The sequence below is a fragment of the Dyella sp. SYSU CM1112 genome (assembly GCF_058216415.1).
The window spans coordinates 455383-475457 of the sequence record NZ_JBZEGI010000001.1 but is presented as its reverse complement, the minus strand read 5'-3'; the positions used below and the strand labels follow the sequence as shown (position 1 = coordinate 475457).

At 57.2% G+C, this 20075-nt stretch carries 18 protein-coding genes and 1 tRNA gene; all 19 read right to left on the bottom strand.

All coding sequences use genetic code 11. The features are described 5' to 3' along the window. Positions 1-61: 61 nt before the first annotated feature. The 19 genes from AC4HNJ_RS02390 to AC4HNJ_RS02300 all read right to left on the bottom strand — a co-directional run bounded on the left by AC4HNJ_RS02390 (position 62) and on the right by AC4HNJ_RS02300 (position 20052). Positions 62-814: a c-type cytochrome gene (locus AC4HNJ_RS02390; RefSeq protein WP_490477912.1), complete on the bottom strand. Its 753-nt coding sequence runs from the start codon at positions 812-814 to the stop codon at positions 62-64. A gap of 39 nt (positions 815-853) precedes the next feature. Continuing rightward, positions 854-1702, bottom strand: coding sequence for a transporter substrate-binding domain-containing protein (locus AC4HNJ_RS02385; RefSeq protein WP_490477911.1), 849 nt, complete (start codon positions 1700-1702; stop codon positions 854-856). A gap of 76 nt (positions 1703-1778) precedes the next feature. Further along, the gene (locus AC4HNJ_RS02380; RefSeq protein ID WP_490477910.1) at positions 1779-3578 is read right to left on the bottom strand and encodes a methanol/ethanol family PQQ-dependent dehydrogenase; all 1800 of its coding nucleotides are present in this window, start codon (positions 3576-3578) and stop codon (positions 1779-1781) included. A gap of 703 nt (positions 3579-4281) precedes the next feature. Beyond that, a tRNA-Met gene (locus AC4HNJ_RS02375) sits at positions 4282-4358 on the bottom strand. An 89-nt stretch (positions 4359-4447) separates the two neighbouring features. Next, complete coding sequence (gene nuoN, locus AC4HNJ_RS02370) at positions 4448-5887, bottom strand: NADH-quinone oxidoreductase subunit NuoN (protein ID WP_490477909.1); 1440 nt, start codon at positions 5885-5887, stop codon at positions 4448-4450. A gap of 12 nt (positions 5888-5899) precedes the next feature. Beyond that, positions 5900-7408, bottom strand: coding sequence for an NADH-quinone oxidoreductase subunit M (locus tag AC4HNJ_RS02365; protein WP_490477908.1), 1509 nt, complete (start codon positions 7406-7408; stop codon positions 5900-5902). A gap of 12 nt (positions 7409-7420) precedes the next feature. Continuing rightward, complete coding sequence (gene nuoL, locus AC4HNJ_RS02360) at positions 7421-9511, bottom strand: NADH-quinone oxidoreductase subunit L (protein WP_490477907.1); 2091 nt, start codon at positions 9509-9511, stop codon at positions 7421-7423. A gap of 5 nt (positions 9512-9516) precedes the next feature. Continuing rightward, the gene (nuoK, locus tag AC4HNJ_RS02355; RefSeq protein WP_325364855.1) at positions 9517-9822 is read right to left on the bottom strand and encodes an NADH-quinone oxidoreductase subunit NuoK; all 306 of its coding nucleotides are present in this window, start codon (positions 9820-9822) and stop codon (positions 9517-9519) included. Beyond that, positions 9819-10472, bottom strand: coding sequence for an NADH-quinone oxidoreductase subunit J (locus AC4HNJ_RS02350; RefSeq protein WP_490477906.1), 654 nt, complete (start codon positions 10470-10472; stop codon positions 9819-9821). Before AC4HNJ_RS02350 ends, nuoK begins: the two co-directional genes overlap by 4 nt. An 11-nt stretch (positions 10473-10483) precedes the next feature. Then, on the bottom strand, positions 10484-10975 hold the full coding sequence (gene nuoI, locus AC4HNJ_RS02345; protein ID WP_490477905.1) for an NADH-quinone oxidoreductase subunit NuoI: 492 nt from the start codon (positions 10973-10975) through the stop codon (positions 10484-10486). A gap of 8 nt (positions 10976-10983) precedes the next feature. Continuing rightward, positions 10984-12012: an NADH-quinone oxidoreductase subunit NuoH gene (gene nuoH / locus AC4HNJ_RS02340; protein ID WP_490477904.1), complete on the bottom strand. Its 1029-nt coding sequence runs from the start codon at positions 12010-12012 to the stop codon at positions 10984-10986. A gap of 3 nt (positions 12013-12015) precedes the next feature. Next, complete coding sequence (gene nuoG, locus AC4HNJ_RS02335) at positions 12016-14343, bottom strand: NADH-quinone oxidoreductase subunit NuoG (protein ID WP_490477903.1); 2328 nt, start codon at positions 14341-14343, stop codon at positions 12016-12018. Beyond that, positions 14340-15662, bottom strand: coding sequence for an NADH-quinone oxidoreductase subunit NuoF (gene nuoF / locus AC4HNJ_RS02330; protein ID WP_490477902.1), 1323 nt, complete (start codon positions 15660-15662; stop codon positions 14340-14342). Before nuoF ends, nuoG begins: the two co-directional genes overlap by 4 nt. Positions 15663-15938: 276 nt before the next feature. Continuing rightward, entirely contained in the window at positions 15939-16466 is a 528-nt protein-coding gene (gene nuoE / locus AC4HNJ_RS02325; RefSeq protein ID WP_490477901.1) for an NADH-quinone oxidoreductase subunit NuoE, read from the bottom strand. A gap of 18 nt (positions 16467-16484) precedes the next feature. Next, positions 16485-17744: an NADH-quinone oxidoreductase subunit D gene (locus AC4HNJ_RS02320; RefSeq protein WP_490477900.1), complete on the bottom strand. Its 1260-nt coding sequence runs from the start codon at positions 17742-17744 to the stop codon at positions 16485-16487. 2 nt (positions 17745-17746) lie between these two features. Beyond that, positions 17747-18475, bottom strand: a complete 729-nt coding sequence (locus AC4HNJ_RS02315; protein WP_490477899.1) for an NADH-quinone oxidoreductase subunit C — start codon at positions 18473-18475, stop codon at positions 17747-17749. A 15-nt stretch (positions 18476-18490) separates the two neighbouring features. Continuing rightward, on the bottom strand, positions 18491-19048 hold the full coding sequence (locus AC4HNJ_RS02310; RefSeq protein ID WP_490477898.1) for a NuoB/complex I 20 kDa subunit family protein: 558 nt from the start codon (positions 19046-19048) through the stop codon (positions 18491-18493). After that, positions 19039-19395, bottom strand: coding sequence for an NADH-quinone oxidoreductase subunit A (locus AC4HNJ_RS02305; RefSeq protein WP_490477897.1), 357 nt, complete (start codon positions 19393-19395; stop codon positions 19039-19041). Before AC4HNJ_RS02305 ends, AC4HNJ_RS02310 begins: the two co-directional genes overlap by 10 nt. Positions 19396-19698: 303 nt before the next feature. Beyond that, positions 19699-20052: a PilZ domain-containing protein gene (locus AC4HNJ_RS02300; RefSeq protein WP_490477896.1), complete on the bottom strand. Its 354-nt coding sequence runs from the start codon at positions 20050-20052 to the stop codon at positions 19699-19701. Positions 20053-20075: the final 23 nt, after the last annotated feature.

Sequence of the window (20075 nt, the reverse complement as noted above, 5' to 3'; positions counted from 1 at the left end):
AATTCGATGTCGCCGCACCAAGTCACCGCGCATGTCGAGCCGTGGTGCGGATCCATGGGTTTTAGTTGGAGCCCGAAGGTGGCCGTCCTTCTGGTATTAAATTCAATTGGCGTGCTTTGACGTATTCGTAGATCGCCTGGATGTCGCTGGGCTCAAAGAAACCTGCCCATGAAGGCATGCCTTTGTCTGGGCGTCCCGCCATGGCCGTACTCAGGAACTGCTGATAGGTCATGCCGTTGCCAAGTGATTTGCGTAAATCCGGAGCGTACTCACCGCCTACAGCATCACCGCCATGGCAGCGAAAACAGTAGGAGTTGTATTGCTCGTAGCCATGAAACACGCTGTCGGTGACCTGCTTTTGACCAGAGTTGGTGAAGACCGCAAAGTCGACCGTTACGGTCTTGCCGTCCAGGCTCTTGTAACGATGACTCTGAGTGGCGACCTTGCTGACACCACTTGTATTGGCATCACTTTTCAATGAAAGAATCCATTTGACGATGGTGGTGATATCGGCATCGCTGAGCTGGGGATGCGGCGTCATGGGAATATCTCCCCAATGGCCAGAGCCACCTTTCTTGATTTTCTGCACCAAGGTAGCGATGACGGCATTACCTTGGCCTGCATAGCGCTTCGCCACGTCCTGATATGCCGGACCGACCAGCTTGTGGTCGATCGCATGACAGGAAAAGCAGTCACTGGCCTTGGCCTTGACTTCACCTGGAGGCGGATTGGTATTGGCTGCATGGGCTGCAAAGGTAATCAATACAAAAAACGCACACGCGGGAAACGCGATTCGGGGCGGCAGATGACGCATTCAGAAAGCTCCCTTGTTGACTACACCTACTCATGCTTGTTACAGACTGGCGGTGCCGTCCTGGCTCTCGCTTTCCCCAGCCATCTCTACGCCATGCCTGCGCAGGATCGACTGCAGTTCAGAGTCATGCTCCTTGATCAAGGCATCCAATCTGTTCTTTAAAGCCTGGTCGTCTTTTCGCACGGCCATCGACATGGGAAACGAATACATTTCTGGCGAACCTGTGACGCGGGTATTGGGCAATGTCACCGTTGTCAGATCGGGAAAATCCTTCAGGTAATCGCCAATGGATGGTTGCCAGGTGATCATCACGTCGATCGTTCCATTCTCCACGTCCTCAAGCACGCTGCGTGGCGATGCGCCACTGTCACCGCCAACGTCGTACGCTTTGGCCTTGATCACCATGCCGCGCAACTGCAGACCGTCCTCCACCGGAGTGTCGGATTCGAAACCGATTTTCAACTTGCGCAACTGCGGTGAATCCAAGCTGCTCAAATCGTAGCCACGCTTTTTTTTGAACACGAATACGTAGGAAGAAACGTAGTAAGGGTCTGTGGTCAGCTCCTCCTGGCTCCCGTAAGGCATGTTCATCACTACGTCGCAATGGCCGCTATCGAGGTTTCGCGCAAGGTATTCGCTGAAGCCGCCGTGGGCACGCGAGTCAGCCCAAACATAGTCCAGCTTCTCGCCGAGTTTTCCGGCCACGAAACTAGCGACATCGTTTTCAAAGCCCTGCCCCGCATGATTGGAATACGGCAGATAATTCGGATCGGCACATACCCTTAGCACTGAACCGGCCGATGGCCTGGCCTGCAAAGCGGGCATCCCAGCAGCCACCATCGCCAACCATAACGATCCGCTTGTGATGAGCAGTCCGACGTGTTTCATGAGGTTCTCCATATCAAGCCGGGAACACCGATGGCGCGACGCCGGCATTACAAAATGCCAGCGTCGCGGGATTCATTCAGTCGAGAGCAAAGACCATCAGCACACCACCAAGATTGGTGTAATCGCTAAGAGAGGCTGTGGCACCTACCGCTCCAAGGCCTTCGGTCGCCTTGGTCAGGTTGTTGGACAGGCCGATGGCGGCCCAGCCACCCACGCCGCTGAGAATCGCCACGTACTGTTTGCCGTTATATGAGTAGGTAATGGGATTGCCGATGATTCCGGAGGGACATTTGAACTGCCACAGAACTTTGCCGGTCTTCAGGTCAACTGCGCGGAACCAGCCTGTCAGCGTGCCGTAGAAGGCGATGCCACCTTTCGTGGTCAGTGCACCCGACCAATCCTGGAAGCGATCATTGATGGCCCATTTGGTTGTGCCGGTGACCGGATCGAAGGCAATAAACCGGCCGCCTACATCCCCATGATTGGCGGGATACATGTTTACCAACGCGCCAACATAAGGAAACCCGGCCTTGTACTTCACATCGAAGGCTTGATAGTCCATGCATACGTGGTTGGTGGGGACGATGAACAGTCCACTGGCCGGGTCGTATGCAGCAGGCTGCTCGTCTTTGGAACCCTGCGAAGAAGGGCAGATGTCTTTGACGTTGAGTCCTTCCTTGGTCATCTTGGCTGGATTGACGATAGGTCGGCCCGTTTTCATGTCGATGCCAGTCGCCCAATTCACGATCGGATCGAATTTGTGAGCGGCAAGCAATTTACCGGTGCGACGATCCCATACATATGCGAAGCCGTTGCGGTCGAAATGCGTAAGGGTAGGAATATCTTTCCCATCGATCTTGGTGTCAGTGAGGATATTTTCGTTGACGCCGTCGTAATCCCATCCATCATGCGGCGTCATCTGGAAGACCCATTTCGCTACGCCTGTATCAGGATCGCGTGCAATCACGGACATCGAATATTTGTTGTCGCCAGGACGCTGCGTCGGATTCCAGGTGCCCGGATTGCCGGTGCCGTAATACAGCAAGTTGAGTTTCGGATCGTAGGTATACCAGCCCCATGTGGTACCACCACCAAGCTTCCATTGATCGCCCTGCCAGGACTTCAGGCTGGAATCCTTGCCGACAGGTTTTCCCGTGGCACCATCGATAGTGGTCTCCGGATTGAACATGAGCTGGTCGTCGGGCCCGGTGCTGTAGGCGCGCCATAGTTGCTTGCCGGTTTTGATGTCATTGGCCGTGATGTAGCCATGCACGCCGTATTCGGCACCGGATACACCAGTGATGACCTTGTCCCTGATCACCAACGGAGCCATGGTCTGGGTTTGACCCATCATCGGATCGGCATTCTTGGCCGACCAAATCACCTTGCCGGTCTTGGCGTCCAACGCATAGAGACCGCCATCCAGCGCGTTGGCAAAGATCTTTCCGTCGCCGTAGGCCACGCCGCGGTTAACCACATCGCAACACGCTACCGAAGGCGCGAACTTGTTCTGGTCAGGCGTGAAGTTCCAGAGAATCCTGCCCGGATCCTTCAGCGATACCGCATACACGTGATTGGGATACGAACTTTCCACATACAGCACGCCGTCAACCACCAGTGGCTGCCCTTCATGGCCACGCAAGGATCCGGTTGACATCGTCCATGCGACATGGAGGTTCTTGACGTTGTCGACATTGATCTGGTCGAGAGCACTGTATCGCTGTGCAGAATAACTGCCCGAGGGCATCACCCACTGATTGGGATCGTGTGAAAGCGCGTCGAGCGATTGATCGGCAGACAACGCAATACCAGGCAAGGCCAATGCAAACGCGGCAGCAAGCAGATGGAGACTTGTGCGTAATGAATGACTGGACATGGATCGACTCCCTTGGTCGTGTGAATCCGGCAAATGAAGCCGGAGCCCAAAGGCCAGTCGTCCCGGCCTCAGTTGGCGTGAATGCGCATCTTGTCTCAGCAGATGCCGTGCCAACGCCCTCGATCCAGTTTATTTTTCAAATAAATCAATCAGATAAATATCAATCCATGCATACGATCATGCGCGGTAGAAGATGACTGTGCCTGTTCTGCCACACTTGCTGATACAAAACCGGTGCAGTCGATTAGCAGGCACGAAGAACCTCGTTTGGCCACGACGCGCTGGAATTTCGCGCGTCTGCAGCACGCACCACTACCTCCATGGACCAAACGGCAAAAAGAGCCGCGCACAATGCTCAAAGTGTCGGCTCGCTAAAGCGCACTTGGCGTTACGCATGAGTGGGAAGTTGCCGGGATAGTTATTGGCGGACGACAAACGTTTGACTATGCGCATGCACTGCGCGATCGTCCTTCCGTGTCAGCAAACAAAAGTGCATCGCTTCACTGCAACCGGCATCGAGCATGCGCTATCCGGAAACGCAACACGAGTTTGACGATGCATGCTTGGCATGCGGCCTAGGTCTGGTAGAGATGCAGCGCTGCGTGCAAGACAGGTCTTGCATGTCTTCGCACGCCTTAACAAACATGCCGACGCAAACAAAAACGGCGCGTTCCGTAGAAACGCGCCGTTTTCATTCTAAACATGGTAGCGGGGGTAGGATTCGAACCTACGACCTTCGGGTTATGAGCCCGACGAGCTGCCAGACTGCTCCACCCCGCATCAGAGTCCGAGAATATTAGCGAATTGGCCGAATTCTTGCAAGCCTATGACGTTAATAATTCTGTCTTAAGTATGCGAGCCGCCAGTGGTCAGCCCAGAAAAGCCTGCTTGCACCAGCTCAGCAGCGGGCCCCAATAAAGCCCCAGGCCGAGCAGCACCAATGCATTGAGCGACAATGCCAGGCGCAGCGTGAAATCAGGTTGGACACGCACTTCAGTGCCCGCTTCGGGCTTGTCGAAGTACATCACCTTGACCACGCGCAAGTAGTAGTACAACCCGATAATGGCGAATACCGCACCAACAATGGCCAGCCACAACATGCCCGCGTGAATCGCCGCCTGCAGCACCAGCAACTTGGCAAAGAAGCCGAACAGCGGCGGAACACCTGCCAGCGAGAACAGCGCCAGCATCATCAGGAACGCCATCCACGGTGCACGCTGATTGAGTCCCTTGAAATCATCGATGTTTTCGCATTCAAAGCCGGCTCTGCTCAAGGCAAGCATGACGCCGAAAGCAGCCGTTGACATCAACGCATAGCTGACCGCATAGAACATCGCCGCCGAATATCCTTCTGGTCCTGCGTTGACGAGACCCAGCAGCAAATAGCCCATGTGCGAGATGGTGGAATATGCAAGCAGGCGCTTGAGGTTGCTCTGCACAATGGCGACTATGTTGCCGATCGCCAGTGACAGCACGGCAAGGGCGGCCAGCATTATCTGCCAGTGTTGCGAGAAATCCCCCATGCCGGTGGCAAGCAGACGGAATGCCATGCCGAAAGCCGCGAGCTTGGAAGCAGAGCCGATAAACGCCGTCACCGCCGTGGGCGAACCCTCATACACATCCGGAATCCACATATGGAACGGAGCCGCGCCGAGTTTGAACGCCACGCCGATCACCATGAATATCAAGCCGAATATAAGCAAATGCGGCATCGTACTGTTCGGCACCGCCGCGTGCAGTTGCACCAGATCCAGCGTACCGGTGGCACCGTAGATCATCGACATGCCATACAACAGCATGCCCGACGACAGCGCGCCCAATACGAAGTATTTGATCGCCGCTTCCGAAGAAAGACTGGAATCGCGATTCAGGGCAACTAGGGCGTAAGAGGAAAGTGTCAGTAGTTCCAACCCCAGATAGATCATCACCAGGTTGCCGGCCGACACGAGCAGCATTACGCCGATCACGGCAAAGATCATCAGCGTGTAGAACTCACCGACGAACAGCTTACGATCGACCAGGTAAGGGCGACCGTAGATAAACACCAGAATGGTCGATAACAAGGCGAACAGCTTGAGGATTTCCGCCACGCCATCACGGATGAACATGCCATGGAAGGCTGTCACAGGGCTGTCCGGCTGGTAATGCATCACCAAGAAACCGGTGACCACCAGCACGCCAATCGAGAGCCAGTGCAGATAGATTCGCTCGGCTGGCTTCATGAAAGCATCGGCTAACAAGAGAACGCACGCCGCCGCAACCAGAAAGAACTCCGGCAGCATGATAAGAATGTCGTTGATATTCGGCATGGTCGCTCTCGATCAGACCTTATGAATGGCGAGCGCTTGCACCAGCTGCGCCACGGAGCTGTCCATCAGGTGTGTCAGCGGTTCGGGCCAGATACCGATTGCCAGCACCAGGGCGGCGAACGCAGCCAGCACGAATGCCTCGCGCCCATTGATGTCCTTCATTTCTGCAACGTGAGGATTGGTAATCTCACCCCACAGCACTCGCTTCACCAGCCATAGCGTGTAAGCCGCGCCGATGATAAGGGTGAAGGCAGCAAACAACGCAATCCATGGATTGGCGCTGAAACTGGCCAGGATCACCATGAATTCGCCCACAAATCCGCTCGTGCCTGGCAAACCGCAGTTGGCCATCGCAAACAGCACATAGAAGAAGCCGAACCACGGCATGACATTGATGACGCCACCGTAATCCTTGATCAGGCGAGTATGCATGCGGTCATAAAGCACGCCGATGCACGAGAACATGGCACCTGACACGAAGCCGTGCGAAATCATCTGCACCATCGCACCCTGCATGCCAAGACGCGCGGCATCGGTGTTGCCAAGTTCACGCGCCAGCATAAAGGCAATAAAAATGCCCAAGGTCACGAAGCCCATATGCGCAACGGACGAATACGCGACCAGCTTTTTCATGTCCTCTTGCACCAGCGCCACGTAACCGATGTACACGACGGCGATCAGACTCAGAAGGATGACCAGCCATGCGAAATGCATCGACGCGTCCGGCACGATAGGCAGACTGAAGCGCAGGAAACCGTAGCCACCGATCTTCAGCATCACAGCCGCCAGCACCACGGAACCGCCGGTAGGCGCTTCAACGTGCGCGTCCGGCAACCACGTGTGCACCGGCACCATTGGCACCTTCACCGCAAAGGCGATCAGGAACGCAAAAAAGAGCCAGCTCTGTTCCGTCATGCTGAGCGGCAAAGACGCCAACGTATGCAAATCAAAGGTGCCAGCCTTCAGGTATAGATAGATCAGTCCGATCAGCATGAAGATCGAACCAAAGAACGTGTAAATGAAGAATTTCAGCGTTGCGTAAACACGACGTGGACCACCCCAGATACCGATCAGGATGAACATCGGTATCAGCATCGCCTCGAAGAACACGTAGAAGAGCAATGCATCGGTGGCGCAAAACACGCCGATCATCAGACCTTCGAGCACCAGCATGGCAGCCATGTACTGATGCGGCTTGTCCTGGATGACCTCCCAGGCCCCCACGATCACCAGGATGCCGACGAAGGTGGTCAGTAGGATCAACGCCACCGAAATACCGTCGACACCAAGTCCATAGTGCACATTCAGCGATGCGATCCACAGATGGCTTTCGACCAACTGCATACCGAGCACGTCCGGGTTGTACTGCGGTATGAGGAACAGGCTGACGGCGAAGGTCAGGATGGCCATCAGCAAAGCAAGCCAGCGGGCTGTGTTAGGACGGCCGGAACCGGCCAGCAACACAGGCACCGCACCTGCGATGGGCAGCCAGATCAACAGGCTGAGCAAATGATTGAACATGGAGCTGGTCCCTTATTGCCCGGTCAGCCAGTACCCGCCAAGTAGCAGGATCAAGCCGAGAATCATCGCAAAGGCATAGTGATACAGATATCCGGACTGGATACGGCGCACGCCCGCGGCGATGCGCTGAACCAGACTGGCCGAACCATCGATGAGAACACCGTCGATCACGGCGGCATCGCCACCCTTCCAGAACATGCGTCCCAGCTTGACGCCACCGCGCGCGAAGACTGCGAAGTAGATATCGTCGACCCAATACTTACGGTCGAGAATGATCCACAGCGGTTTCAGCGCCGACTTGATCTTGCCCGCCATCGCCGGATTGAACAGGTAGATGTAGGTCGTGATGATGAAGGCTGCCAGCACGAAGAAGAACGGCAGCTGGGTAAAGCCAATCAGACCCGTCGACAGCCAGCCGTGGAAATCGTTGGCCATTTCACCCAACACATTGTGGGCCTCATCCACATGAATGGCGCTGCCGAACCAACCACCGTACAACAAGGGCTTGGCGGCAACTGCACCTACCAGCAGCGACGGAATCGCCAGCAGGATCAGTGGCAGCGTGACGACCCAGGGCGACTCTTTCGGCGCGTGCTCCAGCACACCCGGCTCATGACCACCATGATCGCTGTGCGTGGCGTGATCGTCGGTCACCGCATGAGCATCATGATGGGCATGTGCATCATTCGATCCGTCGTGATGCCCGTGCGCATCGTGATGATGCTCAACACGGAAACGCTCTTCGCCGTGGAACGTTAAATACATCTGGCGGAAGGTATAGGTTGCTGTCACGAAGGCGCCTAGCAACACGCATACATAGGCGTAGCCGGAACCCCAACGATGCGAATCGTGCACAGCTTCGATGATGGCGTCCTTCGAGTAATAACCCGAGAAGAACGGAACACCGCAGAGCGCCAGCGAACCGACCCACATCGTGATCCAGGTGATCGGCATGTATTTGCGCAGGCCGCCCATGTAGCGCATGTCCTGTTCGTGATGCATGGCGATGATGACCGAACCCGCACCGAGGAACAGCAGCGCCTTGAAGAAGGCATGCGTCATCAGATGGAACACGGCACCTGCGTAGGCCGATGCACCGAGCGCAACTGTCATATAGCCAAGCTGCGACAGCGTCGAATAAGCCACCACGCGCTTGATGTCATTTTGCACGATACCGATCAAGCCGGTGAACAGCGCACCCGTTGCTCCGATCACCAGTACAAAGCTCAGCGCCGTATCCGACAACTCGTACAGCGGTGACATGCGCGCCACCATGAAGATGCCCGCGGTCACCATCGTCGCGGCATGGATCAGCGCCGAGATCGGGGTCGGGCCTTCCATCGAATCCGGCAGCCACACGTGCAGCGGGACCTGTGCGGACTTACCCATCGCGCCGATAAACAGCAAGATGCAGATGACCGTGGCGGCGTCCCAGTGGATGTTCTGGGTCACCGTCAGCGTCTTGCCCACCAGAGTTGGCGCAGAAGAGAACGCCGTCGCGTAATCCAGCGTCCCCAGGAAATACAGGATGGCAGCAATGCCCAGCAGAAAGCCAAAGTCGCCCACGCGGTTAACCAGGAACGCCTTGAGATTGGCGAAGATGGCCGTTGGACGCTTGAACCAGAAACCAATCAGCAGATAGGACACCAGGCCCACTGCCTCCCAGCCGAAGAACAGCTGCAAGAAGTTGTTGCTCATCACGAGCATCAACATCGAGAAGGTAAACAGCGAGATATAGCTGAAGAAACGCTGGTAACCCGGATCATCGGCCATGTAACCGATGGTGTACACATGCACCAACAGCGACACAAAGGTCACCACCACCATCATCATGGCGGTGAGGCGGTCGATCAAGAAACCTACGTTGGCGCTGTAATGACCGATCTCGAACCACGTGTAGATGTTGTGGTTATAGACCGGCGCCCCGCCAAGGGTGATTTGGTACAGCACATAGAACGAAAGGCCGCAGGAAATCAGCAAGCCGAGAATCGTGACGCTATGCGCCCCGGTTCGACCGATCTGCTTACCGAGAAATCCGGCGAGCAGACATCCGACGAGCGGAGCCAGCGCAATGGTCAACAGAATGGAGGAAGAAAGTTCCATGGTACTCAACCCTTCATGCTGTCGATTTCGGCGACGTTGACCGTGCTGCGATTACGGAACAGCAAGACCAGGATCGCCAGGCCAATCGCGGATTCCGCCGCAGCCACAGTAAGAATGAAGAAAACGAAGACCTGTCCCGCTACGTCGTGACCAAATCGGGAAAAAGCCACGAAGTTGATGTTGACGGCGAGCAGCATCAATTCGATCGCCATCAACAGCACAATCACGTTCTTACGATTGATGAACAGGCCCGCCACCGAAATGCAGAACAGGATCGCGCCCAGCACGATGTAATGCGAAAGCGTAATCATGACTTGGACTCCTGCGTCGGCGCGGGTTGGCTTTCAGCCGGACGCTCCGCCGCCATTTTGACGATGCGCACGCGGTCACTGGCCTTGACGGCAACCTGCTCGCTTGCCTGCTGCTTACGGGCACCTACGCGATGACGCAAAGTCAACGCAACGGCAGCAATGACGCCCACCGTCAGAATCAGCGCGGCAACCTCGAAAGGCAGCAGATATTGCGTGTAAAGCGCCATACCAAGCCATGCAGTATTGGAAAGCCCTGCCGCAGTGGCCGGATTTTCACCCATCAAGTGTGCGTGCATGATGCGCACCCCGATCAGCCCCAGCATCTCCAGCAGCATGACTACCGCGACAATCAAGCCGACCGGCAGATACTTCACGAAGCCCTCACGTAACTTTTCCTGGTCGATGTCCAGCATCATCACCACGAATAAGAACAGCACCATCACCGCGCCGACGTAGACGACGATGAGTGCAATCGCGAGAAACTCCGCTTCGGCCAGCATCCAGAGACAGGCGGTGCTAAAGAATGTCAACACCAGCGCCAACACGGCATGTACCGAATTGCGCAGCGTGACCACAGACAGTGCCGCCAGCACGGTGACCGCGGCGAAGGCATAAAAACAGACGAGTTGGAACACAGACGGATCAATCATCGATAGTGTCCTCAGCGATAGGCCGCGTCTTGAGCGCGGGCCGCCGCGATATCCGCCTCGAAGCGGTCGCCGATGGCCAACAGTTGCGGCTTGGTCACCACGTTCTCGCCGCGATGCTCAAAATGGTATTCGTGCACATGCGTTTCGACGATCGAATCCACCGGGCAACTCTCTTCACAGAAGCCGCAGTAAATGCACTTGAACAAGTCGATGTCATAGCGCGTGGTACGGCGCTGACCGTCGCTGGCTCGAGGTGCCGAATCAATGGTAATCGCCAGCGCGGGGCACACCGCCTCGCACAATTTGCACGCGATGCAGCGTTCCTCGCCATTGGCGTAACGGCGCAACGCGTGCAGACCGCGGAAACGGTTGGATTTGGGAATGTGCTCCATGGGATAGCGCATGGTGTACTTCGGACTAAATAAGTAGCGAAGTGTCAGCGCCATGCCCTTGAGCAGCTCGATAAGCAAGAGGCTTTTGAAATAGTTGGTAACGCGAGACATGGCTTTCTTCAGCCTCCCGTGCCGATGTGAACCAGACCGTAGTACTTCATGCAGCCGGCAACGAGAACCCAGACGATGGTAATGGGTATGAACACCTTCCAGCCCAGGCGCATGATCTGGTCGTAGCGATAGCGCGGGAAAGTGGCACGGAACCACAAGAACAGGTTAGCGAACAGGAATACCTTGATGAGCAGCCAGATGATGCTTGGATGCCCGATCACACCCCAGCTCGCCGGGAAGAAGCTCAGCCAGCCGCCCATGAACAGAATGGACGCCAGGAAGCAGACCAGGATCATGTTGGCGTATTCAGCCAGGAAGAATAGCGCGAAGGCTGAACCCGAATACTCGACGTGGAAGCCTGCCACGATTTCCGACTCGCCTTCCGCCACGTCAAAAGGAGCGCGGTTGGTTTCGGCGACGCCCGAGATGAAGTAGACGATAAATACAGGCAGCAGCGGCAGCCAGAACCAATCGAACAGCCCTTTGTTGCCCGCTTGAGCATGGACGATATCGGTGAGGTTCAAACTACCCGCCAGCACGAGCACGCATACCAGGCACAAACCCATGGCGAGTTCGTAGGAGATCACCTGCGCTGCAGAGCGCATGGCGCCCAGCAAAGCGTAACGGGAATTCGACGCCCAGCCCGCGAGGATGATGCCGTACACGCCAATCGAGGTCATGGCCAGCAGATAGAGCAAGCCGGCGTTGGCGTTGGAAAGCACCAGTTTGTCGCCGAACGGAATCACCGCCCAGGCGGCCAGCGCAGGCACCAGCGCAATCATCGGCGCGAGGTAGTACAGGAACTTGTTCGCACTGGTTGGAAGAATCACTTCCTTGACCAGCAGCTTCACCACGTCGGCGAAAGCCTGTAGCAATCCGAGTGGGCCGACCTTGTTCGGCCCCATGCGGACATGCATCCAGCCGATGATCTTGCGTTCCCAGTACACATACATCGCTACCGTGATGACCAGCGGCAGAACAACGCAGAGTGTATAGATGAGCGGCCAGACGAGCTGATTGAGAAGTTGATCGGCCATGGATTACGCCTTGCTCAAGATGATGGCCGCACCATACGGCGGCAGCATCGCGGTCTGATCATGGGAAGCCTCGATCCACACGGCACCGTCAGGAACCGTCGCATCGACGACCAGCGGCAGAACGACGTCGGCAAGCTTGACCTGGCCACCCTCCGCCAAACCATGGCGCTGGACCTCGTGGGCGTTCAAGCGGACGGCAGGCCCCCGGTTAAGCGGATGAGCTTGCAATGCGCTGGCGCGGCGAAGGACGGCATCACTGCGGTAAATCGGCCACGTCGCCAAGCGGCTTAACCCCTGTGCGGTTCCACGCCCTGCCAGTCCTTGCGTGGTCGCAGGCTTACGCTCGACGATGCCATCACGCAGACCGGCCATGTCATCGAACTCAAAGCCAGATAAATTCATCAGGCCGCCCAAAGCACGGAGCACTTTCCAGCCGGCGCGAACTTCGGCAGGCGCCTTCGCCCCCGGCTCAACATGCTGCAGGAGACCATCCACATTGATCAGGCTGCCGTCGATTTCCGGCAACAAACCGATGGGCAGGATCACATCCGCCACATCACGCAAAGCAGGATTGGCAAAGGCACTGAACGCAACAACATGCTGCGAACCGCGCAAGGCGTTGGTCACCGCGACACCATCGGCAAAATCGTGCGGGAATTCGAGGCCGTACAAAATGTAAGCCTTGCGCGGCTGAGCCAGCATAGCCTGCGTGTTAAAGCCACCGTTGCGTGGCAGCACACCAACCCTGGCCAAACCAACTGCATTGGCACCCACCGGCAGTTCGTTGTAAGCCGCACCCGTAGCCTCAGCGATGAAGTGCGCTATAGCACGCAGCCACGAAGCCTCCGGATGGGTCACGGCAGCTTCACCCACGATCACCACAGCCTGACCGGATTTAAGTGCGCCAATCGATTCGCGGGCCTTGTCCGTCACCTGCAGCGATGCCAGGGCTTCATCGCTGATAAAGCCCGGCTGCGTGGCGCCGGCTTCGATCGCTGCCTTGGCAAGCGTCAACAACGAATCGACCAGATAATGCGGAGGAACGACCGCTTCGCCTTCCAACTTGTAGTTGTAGTTGAACTCGGCCGGATTGACCGCGTAAACCTTGGCCCCCTTCTTCACCGCCTTGTGCACGCGGTGATTGAGCAACGGCATTTCGTAGCGCAGGTCTGAACCGACCAGCAGGGCCGCCTTCACCTTCTCCACCTCCGCCACGGACATGCCGAAAGGCTGTGCCGACGCATTGTCGGCAAAGTCCAGCTGACGCAGGCGATGATCGATGTGCGCGCTGCCCAGGCCCTGCGCCAGGCGCACCAGCAGATCACCCTCTTCGCTGGTCGTCGAGGGGTGGACCAATACGCCGAGATCACTGCCGGGAATGCTCTTCAAAGCTTCCACCGCGACCGCAAGCGCATCCTCCCAAGTGGTTTTCTGCCACTGTCCTTGGCGCTTCACTTCCGGCGTGCGCACGCGATCGGCAGCGTACAGGCCTTCGTGGCTGTAGCGATCGCGGTCAGACAGCCAGCATTCGTTGATGGCTTCGTTGTCGCGCGGCACCGTGCGCAGCACTTCACCGCGGCGCGTGTGCAGCCATTGGTTGGACCCGAGTGCATCGTGATAGGCGATCGACGGCTTGGCGATCAGTTCCCAGGCACGCGCCTTGAACTGGAACGGCTTGTTGGTCAACGCGCCGACCGGGCACACATCAATGACATTACCGGACAGCTCGGTCTCGAGCGCCTTGCCGATGTAAGTGCCGATCTGCAGATTCTCGCCGCGGCTCATGCCACCGAGTTCGTAGGTGCCGGCGATCTCGCTGGTGAAGCGCACGCAGCGCGTGCACTGAATACAACGAGTCATCTCGGTAGCGACCAGCGAGCCAAGATTTTCATCGGCGATGGTGCGCTTGCGCTCGGTATAGCGAGATACGCTGCGGCCATACCCGAGCGCGACATCCTGTAGCTCGCACTCGCCGCCTTGATCGCAGATCGGGCAATCGAGCGGATGGTTGATCAGCAGGAATTCCATCACGTCGCGTTGGAACTTCAACGCCTTGTCGGAACGCGTAATGACCTTCATGCCCTCAGCCACCGGCGTGGCGCAGGCAGGCTGCGGCTTCGGCATCATGCGTCCGCCCATTTCCACATCCACCAGGCACATGCGGCAGTTGGCGGCGATGGGAAGCTTGCGGTGATAGCAAAAACGCGGAATGGCGATACCAACGTTGTCGGCCGCCTCGATGATCATGGCACCCTTGCGGATCTGCGTCGGCTTGCCATCGATCTCGATATTCACCAGATCGGGCGCTGTATTGGCTGGCTGCGCACTCATGCAGCAACTCCACGGGTTTCGGCAAGCCGGTCTTCGGTCATCGACCGGCCGTGCTGCACGTAATATTCGAATTCATTCCAGAAGTGATGCAGGAAGCCCTGCACCGGCCACGCTGCAGCTTCACCGAACGCACAAATGGTGTGGCCTTCGATCTGCCCGGCGACGGCCTTCAGGCGATGCAGATCATCCTGTGTGCCCTTACCTTCAACGATGCGCGAGAGCACGCGATACATCCAACCGGTACCCTCGCGGCATGGCGTGCACTGACCGCAGGATTCCTTGAAGTAGAACCGCGCAATGCGATGACAGGCCTTGACCATGCAAGTAGTTTCGTCCATCACGATCACTGCACCCGAACCCAGACCCGAACCTGCCTTTTGCAGGCTGTCATAGTCCATAGTGCATTCCATCATGATGTCCGCAGGCAACACCTTCATCGATGAACCGCCCGGGATCACCGCCTTGAGTTTGTTGCCGTTGCGCACGCCACCAGCCATCTCCAGCAAATCACTAAAGGACGTGCCGAGACGGATTTCGTAATTACCCGGCTTGTTGACGTGGCCGGATACCGAGAAAATCTTCGGACCGCCGTTGTTCGGCTTGCCGAGATTGAGGAACCAATCGGCACCGTTGCGCAGGATCGGCGGCACCGACGCATAGGTTTCGGTGTTGTTGATCGTGGTGGGCTTGCCGTATAGACCAAAGTTCGCCGGGAACGGCGGCTTGAAGCGCGGCTGTCCTTTCTTGCCTTCCAGCGATTCCATCAGCGCGGTTTCTTCACCGCAGATGTAGGCGCCAGCACCGAGCGCGGTGTAGATGTCCACGTCGATGCCGCTGCCCTGGATATTCTTTCCAAGCAGCCCCGCCGCGTAAGCTTCCTTCAGTGCCTCTTCGAAATGTTCGAAGGGCTCGTGATGGAACTCACCTCGCAGGTAGTTATAGGCCACGGTGGAACCGGTGGCATAGCAAGCAATCGCCAGACCTTCGACGACCGAGTGCGGGTTGTAACGCAGGATGTCGCGGTCCTTTGCCGTACCGGGCTCCGATTCGTCGGAATTGCAGAGGATGTACTTCTGCATATTGCCCTTCGGCATGAAGGACCACTTCAGGCCGGTAGGGAAGCCTGCGCCGCCGCGGCCGCGCAAGTTGCTGTTCTTGACGATATCAACGATCGATGCGGGATCCGGCTTTTCAGCGAGAATCTTCTTCCATGCCTTATAGCCGTCCACTTGCTGATAGCTATCCAGCGACCACGGCTTGTCGAAATGCAACGTGGTGTAGACAACCTGATGTTCCTGGGGTGCGGGTCCGACTGCCATTTTAGAGCCTGCCTATGGATTCCCAGTAGCCCGCGCCGGGAGTTGTTTGCGCGCAAGCCAAGGAAGAACGAAGGGGTGTATGTCGATACACGACTGAGTGATGACGCCGGATTGCGGGCAAACAGACCCGACCCGAAGGGTTGCTTCGCAGCCACCGCCATGCGGCGGCGCGCGGCTTGACCAAGTAGCCACCCTGCCCTATGCCACGCACTGCCGCATGGCGGTGGCTGCGAAGCAACGCGGACTGCTGGGAACCCATAGGCAGGCCCTCCTCCCTTACTTGAGACCGTCGAGAATCTCATCGACCTTTTCGATCGTGAGATGCTCGTGGTAATGACCATTGACCGTCATCGCCGGTGCGTAGACGCACGCAGCGATGCATTCTTCTTCCTGCTTCAGGTAGACGCGCCCATCCGGAGTGCTCTCACCGAGCTTGATACCCAGTTTTTTCTCGCAATGACGCACGAGGTCTTCCGCACCATGGAGCCAGCAGGAGATGTTGGTGCAGATGGCCACGTTGTTGCGACCCACCGGACGGGTTTCCAGCATCGAGTAGAAGCTGGCCACCTCATATGCCCACACCGCCGGTACATCGATGTACTTGGCGACTGCGGTGATCAATTCGTCGGTGAGGTAACCCTCGTTCTGCTCCTGCGCGGCGAACAACGCCTGGATCAGCGCAGAGCGCTTGCGGTCCGGCGGAAACTTTGTAAGCCAGTGATCGATGTGATGACGCGTATGCTCGGTAAGCACGACGAGCGGGTCGACGTGTTTGACCTGCTCGTAATTTCCGGTCGCTTTCATAGTTACATTCCTCCGGGCTCAGCGATCGACTTCGCCGAACACGAGGTCATAGGTGCCGATGACGGCGACCGCGTCGGCCAACATGTAGCCGCGCACGATGGTGTCCATCGACGACAGATGGGCAAAACCCGGTGCACGCAAATGCACGCGGAAAGGCTTGTTAGCGCCGTCGGAAACCAGATAGCAACCGAATTCGCCTTTGGGTGCTTCGACCGCTGCATAGGTTTCGCCGGCAGGCACCCCATAACCTTCGGTGAAGAGTTTGAAGTGATGGATCAATGCTTCCATGTCTTCCTTCATGGCTTCACGCTTGGGCGGCGCGACCTTGAAGTTTTCCACCATTACCGGACCGGGGTTTGCACGCAACCAGTTCACGCATTGTTTGATGATGCGATTGGACTGCCGCATTTCCTCGATACGCACCAAGTAACGATCGTAACAATCGCCACCCACCCCGACAGGAATGTCGAAATCAACATCAGCGTATTTCGCATACGGTTGTTTCTTGCGCAGATCCCATGCAATGCCCGATCCACGCAACATCACGCCAGTCATGCCCCATTGCTGGGCCAATTCGGGCGAGACCACGCCGATACCAACCGTACGCTGCTTCCAAATGCGGTTATTGGTGAGCAGTTCCTCGTACTCATCCACCTTGTTGGGGAAATCGGCGGTGAATGCATCGAGGAAATCGAGCATTGAACCTTCGCGCCAGGTGTTCAGGCGGTTCAGATCCTTGCCCTTGTGCCACGGTGACTCGCGATATTGCGGCATCCTGCCCGGCAAATCGCGGTAGACGCCGCCAGGACGGTAGTACGTCGCATGCATGCGCGCGCCGGAAACAGCCTCATAGCAATCCATCAGCTCTTCGCGCTCGCGGAAGGCGTATAGGAATACCGCCATCGCACCCAGATCGAGTGCATTCGAACCCACCCACATCAGGTGATTGAGGAGGCGCGTGATCTCGTCGAACATCGTGCGGATATATTGCGCACGCTCCGGCGCTTCGATACCCAGCAGGGTTTCAATGGCACGCACATAGGCGTGCTCGTTGCACATCATCGACACGTAGTCGAGACGATCCATATAGCCGATCGATTGATTGAACGGCTTGGATTCCGCGAGCTTTTCGGTGCCGCGGTGAAGCAGACCCACGTGCGGATCAGCACGTACGATCGTCTCACCATCCATCTCCAGCACTAGACGCAGCACACCGTGCGCGGCGGGATGCTGCGGGCCGAAGTTCATTGTGTAATTGCGGATTTCTTGCGCGGACATACTCAGTTCTCCCGCCAGTGGTCGGCGGCTTCCGCCTTGGCCTGAATCAGATCGGCGTCGTCGCGGATCACGCGCGGCACAAGTACGCGCGGTTCGATCGAAACCGGTTCGTAGACCACTCGTTTTTGCTCAGGGTCGTAACGAACTTCCACGTTGCCGATCAGCGGGAAGTCCTTGCGGAAAGGATGACCGACGAAACCGTAGTCCGTAAGGATACGGCGCAGATCCGGATGACCTTCATAGATGATGCCGAACAAATCGAACGCTTCGCGCTCAAACCAGTTCACGCCAGGCCAGATGCTGGTGAGTGACGGAATGACAGGTAGCGTGTTGTCGTCGCAAAACACTCGCACGCGCAGACGTTGATTCAATTCGATCGACAGCAGATGGAACACCGAAGCAAAGCGCCGCGGCATCGAATCTGCATGCGGGCGATCTTTCCAGGTGAAGCGACCCACTGCCTCCCCTTCAACGCCGCGCGAGAAACCGTTGCCGGAAACGTCTTTCGTATCCCACTCGCTCTGGCCGTAGCCGAGATAGTCGACGCCGCACAAATCGACCGCCTCACTAAAACGAAAACCAGGCTCGTCGCGCAGGGATGTCGCCACGGATAACAGATGCGCAGCATCCACTTCCGCAGTGGCCTGGCCATTGGCGACCGTAATGTTCAGCAGATCGCCGAATCGCGCGGCAAGCCGCTCGGCCAGCGAGTTTGTTTGCGTTTCGCTCATGACTGACTGCGCCTTTTAGGAACGCGCGATGGTGCTGGTGCGACGGATCTTTTTCTGCAACTGCAGGATGCCGTGGATCAATGCCTCGGCCGTTGGCGGGCAGCCCGGCACGTAGATATCCACCGGCACGATGCGATCGCAGCCGCGAACAACCGAATAGGAGTAGTGATAGTAACCACCACCGTTCGCGCAACTGCCCATGGAGATCACCCACTTCGGGTCAGGCATCTGGTCATAGACCTTGCGTAACGCCGGCGCCATTTTGTTGACCAGCGTGCCTGCCACGATCATCACGTCGGACTGGCGCGGGCTCGGGCGGAAAATGACACCGTAACGATCCAGATCCAAACGTGCCGCACCGGCATGCATCATTTCTACGGCGCAACAAGCAAGACCGAAAGTCATCGGCCACATCGAACCCGTGCGCGCCCAATTCATCAGCGCATCAACGCTGGTAGTGACGAAGCCACGCTGGATGACGGGATTGTCGCCGGCCGGACGCAAGATATCGTCCACCAGGTTCAACGGCTGCGGGTTGTGCATCACCCGATCAATGGCGGAGATCACTCCCATTCCAGTGCTCCCTTCTTCCACACGTACGCGAAACCGATCACCAGCAACAGCAAGAACAGCGCCATTTCAATCAGCGCGACAATGCCGATGTGCTGGAACACCACCGCCCATGGAAAGAGGAAGGCGATTTCCAGATCGAAAATGATGAAAAGGATGGCAAGGAGGTAATAGCGCACGTCGAACTGCATGCGCGCATCCTCGAAGGCCTCGAAGCCGCACTCGTACGGCGAAAGTTTCTCCGATTCCGGGCGACGGGGACCGACCAGCAGGCCGATCGTCAGGAGGGCGATGCCCAATCCAACGGCAACGCCGAGGAACAGGAGAACGGGCCAATATTCGGCAAGCACGGTTTAACTTACCTCCGCACTACGCGAGTGCATCAGCGACCGTCGGGGTAGAACGGTCCGGAAGTTTTGATCAGCGGTTGGCCAGCTCTGCATGCCAATAGCCCATGCAGGATGTCCGACAATTCACCGGGTCAGCCCGGCAATCGGGATATTGTATCAGTTGGCATGGGTGCGCCGACAAGCCTTGTGTGGCGCACCATGGGATATTTCTTGCATGGATTGCCAAGGCGTAAGCCTCGATTGTTTCCAGATGATGTGTTTGGTCGCTGCCACAGGAAATTAATGCACGCGAGGCAAGCGTCATTACATCGTCTGTGTCGCTCGCTCGGACCCCAATGCACCCGCGAGCAATGCCTCGATGCGACCTCGTGCCGCTTCGCCATCCGAGGAATCATTGAACTGCACGCCAATCCCGGCAGTGCGATTACCCTGTGCACCGATCGGCGTAATCCAGACCACCTTGCCCGCTACGGACAGACGCTCGCTTTCGTCGATCAGGCTGATCAAAAGCACGACTTCGTCACCCAGCGAGTAACGCTGAGCCGTGGGTGCGAACAGGCCGCCGTGCTTCAGGAACGGCATGTAGGCACCATAGAGCGCAGCCGTATCCTTGAACTTCAATGAGATGATGCCCTGACGGGCGGCTACCGGGCTCATGCCTGCTCCTGTCGTACGACGCC

Excerpts from the sequence above, each read along its gene's own strand:
- AC4HNJ_RS02390 (WP_490477912.1), bottom strand. The coding sequence starts at position 814 with ATGCGTCATCTGCCGCCCCGAATCGCGTTTCCCGCGTGTGCGTTTTTT.
- AC4HNJ_RS02365 (WP_490477908.1), bottom strand. The coding sequence starts at position 7,408 with ATGTTCAATCATTTGCTCAGCCTGTTGATCTGGCTGCCCATCGCAGGT.
- AC4HNJ_RS02380 (WP_490477910.1), bottom strand. The coding sequence starts at position 3,578 with ATGTCCAGTCATTCATTACGCACAAGTCTCCATCTGCTTGCTGCCGCG.
- nuoH (WP_490477904.1), bottom strand. The coding sequence starts at position 12,012 with ATGGCCGATCAACTTCTCAATCAGCTCGTCTGGCCGCTCATCTATACA.
- nuoL (WP_490477907.1), bottom strand. The coding sequence starts at position 9,511 with ATGGAACTTTCTTCCTCCATTCTGTTGACCATTGCGCTGGCTCCGCTC.
- nuoK (WP_325364855.1), bottom strand. The coding sequence starts at position 9,822 with ATGATTACGCTTTCGCATTACATCGTGCTGGGCGCGATCCTGTTCTGC.
- AC4HNJ_RS02385 (WP_490477911.1), bottom strand. The coding sequence starts at position 1,702 with ATGAAACACGTCGGACTGCTCATCACAAGCGGATCGTTATGGTTGGCG.
- AC4HNJ_RS02350 (WP_490477906.1), bottom strand. The coding sequence starts at position 10,472 with ATGATTGATCCGTCTGTGTTCCAACTCGTCTGTTTTTATGCCTTCGCC.
- AC4HNJ_RS02315 (WP_490477899.1), bottom strand. The coding sequence starts at position 18,475 with ATGAGCGAAACGCAAACAAACTCGCTGGCCGAGCGGCTTGCCGCGCGA.
- nuoF (WP_490477902.1), bottom strand. The coding sequence starts at position 15,662 with ATGGCAGTCGGACCCGCACCCCAGGAACATCAGGTTGTCTACACCACG.
- AC4HNJ_RS02300 (WP_490477896.1), bottom strand. The coding sequence starts at position 20,052 with ATGAGCCCGGTAGCCGCCCGTCAGGGCATCATCTCATTGAAGTTCAAG.
- nuoE (WP_490477901.1), bottom strand. The coding sequence starts at position 16,466 with ATGAAAGCGACCGGAAATTACGAGCAGGTCAAACACGTCGACCCGCTC.
- nuoI (WP_490477905.1), bottom strand. The coding sequence starts at position 10,975 with ATGTCTCGCGTTACCAACTATTTCAAAAGCCTCTTGCTTATCGAGCTG.
- nuoN (WP_490477909.1), bottom strand. The coding sequence starts at position 5,887 with ATGCCGAATATCAACGACATTCTTATCATGCTGCCGGAGTTCTTTCTG.
- AC4HNJ_RS02320 (WP_490477900.1), bottom strand. The coding sequence starts at position 17,744 with ATGTCCGCGCAAGAAATCCGCAATTACACAATGAACTTCGGCCCGCAG.
- nuoG (WP_490477903.1), bottom strand. The coding sequence starts at position 14,343 with ATGAGTGCGCAGCCAGCCAATACAGCGCCCGATCTGGTGAATATCGAG.
- AC4HNJ_RS02310 (WP_490477898.1), bottom strand. The coding sequence starts at position 19,048 with ATGGGAGTGATCTCCGCCATTGATCGGGTGATGCACAACCCGCAGCCG.